We start from the raw sequence: 1,712 nt of genomic DNA, 5'->3' as shown, positions 1-1,712 counted from the left end.
GCGCCAGGGCCGCGTGCCGTGGTGGTCGCGGGGCTCCACCCCGCCGCCGGGGAACACCGACATACCCGCCGCGAACTGCATCGTCGACACGCGGTGCTGCAGGAACACCTCGACTCCCCCGCCGACCCGGGCGTCGCGGATCAGGGCGACCGTCGCCGCCTCCCGGATCGGGACCGCTCCCGGCTCGTAGGCCTCAGGTGCGTCGCCGCCGCCCACCACGCGCGACGCCCCGGACGAGCCCGCCACCCCGGTCATCCCCGTCGGTGCCGGCCCGATCGGCGGGCACGGCGGGCGAAGTAGCGGCCGTCGATCGCGTCGACGGTGATCGACTGCGCGAAGGCGCGGCTGAGGTTCTCGGAGGTGATCACGTCGTCGATGAGCCCCATCGCGGTCACCTCGCCCTCCGCCAGCAGCATGGCGTGGGTGAAGCCCGGGGGGATCTCCTCGACGTGGTGGGTCACCAGGACCGTCGCGGGGGCGTCCGGGTCCATGGCCATGTCCCCGAGCCGGGCCACCAGGTCCTCGCGCCCGCCGAGGTCCAGACCGGCGCCCGGCTCGTCGAGCAGCAGCAGCTCGGGGTCGGTCATCATGGCGCGCGCGATGAGCACGCGCTTGCGCTCGCCCTCCGAGAGGGTGCCCCACGTCCGGTCCGCGAGGTGCTCGGCGCCGATCGACTCGAGCGTGTCGGCCGCCCGCTCGAAATCCTGCTCGTCGTACTTCTCGCGCCAGCGACCCAGGACCGCGTACCCGGCCGAGATGACGAGGTCGCTCACCACCTCGTCGCCGGGGATCCGGCCCGCCACGGCGACCGACGACAGGCCGACCCGGCTGCGCAGCTCGGTCACCTCGGTCCGACCGAGCTGCTCGCCGAGGACGACCGCGGTACCGGTGCTCGGGTACTCCAACGCCGAGGCGATCCTCAGCAACGAGGTCTTGCCCGCGCCGTTGGGGCCGAGCACCACCCACCTCTCGTCGAGTTCGACCTGCCAGGTCAGTGGCCCCACGAGGGTCTTGCCGTCGCGCCGGAGCGAGACGTCACGCAGGTCGAGGACGAGGTCGGGGTCGATGTCGATGGCGGTGCTCACGACGCCCATCTAACCGGTTATCGCGGCCCCGGGTGGGGAGGAACACGGCTCGCGCGGGTTAACCGGAGATGACGGCCCTGAAGGATCGGCCCGACTTCGCTAGCGTCGTCGGTGACGGACGTCGCCACTTCGCGGCGCCGACCCGCAGCCGGAAGGAGCACCGACGTGAACGACCGTCTTGCCATCGACGAGGTCCGTCCCCTCGTCTCCTGCGGGAGGTTCCCGTCGAAATCGGTGGTCGGCGAGATCCTGCCGATCTCGGCCATCGTCTGGAGGGAGGGGCACGACGCCCTGTCCGCCAGCCTCGTGGTCCGGCGACCCGGCGGCCTCTCCTCGCGCACCACCATGGCGCCCGGGGCCGAACCCGACACCGTGCACGCCCTGCTGCCCACCGACGTGCCCGGCATGTGGTCGTTCCGCGTGGAGGCGTGGTCCGACCCCTTCGCCACCTGGCGCAGCGGCATCACCAAGAAGATGGACGCGGGCCAGGACGCCGACGTGCTGGGCAACGAGTTCGAGGTGGGCGCGCGAGTGCTCGACCTCGCGGTCACCCGGGCCACCACCGCCGGCGAGGCGGACCGGGCCGCCCTGCTCTCGGGGGCCGCCGACGCGCTGCGCGGTGACGGC

At 73.0% G+C, this 1,712-nt stretch carries 2 protein-coding genes and 1 pseudogene; 1 reads left to right on the top strand and 2 read right to left on the bottom strand.

Annotated features, from left to right (window positions below):
- Positions 1–255: pseudogene (locus tag HMPREF3086_RS00075) on the bottom strand (hypothetical protein); the annotation flags it as partial.
- Complete coding sequence (locus HMPREF3086_RS00070; protein WP_070719648.1) at positions 252–1,094, bottom strand: ABC transporter ATP-binding protein; 843 nt, start codon at positions 1,092–1,094, stop codon at positions 252–254. The gene HMPREF3086_RS00070 and the pseudogene HMPREF3086_RS00075, both read right to left, overlap by 4 nt.
- A gap of 156 nt (positions 1,095–1,250) precedes the next feature.
- Here HMPREF3086_RS00070 and HMPREF3086_RS00065 point away from each other — a divergent pair.
- A partial coding sequence (locus HMPREF3086_RS00065) for a maltotransferase domain-containing protein (RefSeq protein WP_141763921.1) occupies positions 1,251–1,712 on the top strand: 462 nt, incomplete at its 3' end.

The organism is Dietzia sp. HMSC21D01 (genome assembly GCF_001815995.1).
In the GTDB taxonomy this organism is placed as follows: domain Bacteria; phylum Actinomycetota; class Actinomycetes; order Mycobacteriales; family Mycobacteriaceae; genus Dietzia; species Dietzia cinnamea.
Note: the sequence above shows the minus strand (reverse complement) of the source record. Positions and strands in the feature narration are given on the sequence as shown.

What these genes read in the sequence shown, in the direction of transcription:
- HMPREF3086_RS00070 (WP_070719648.1), bottom strand. Translation starts at nt 1,094, where the DNA reads ATGGGCGTCGTGAGCACCGCCATCGACATCGACCCCGACCTCGTCCTC.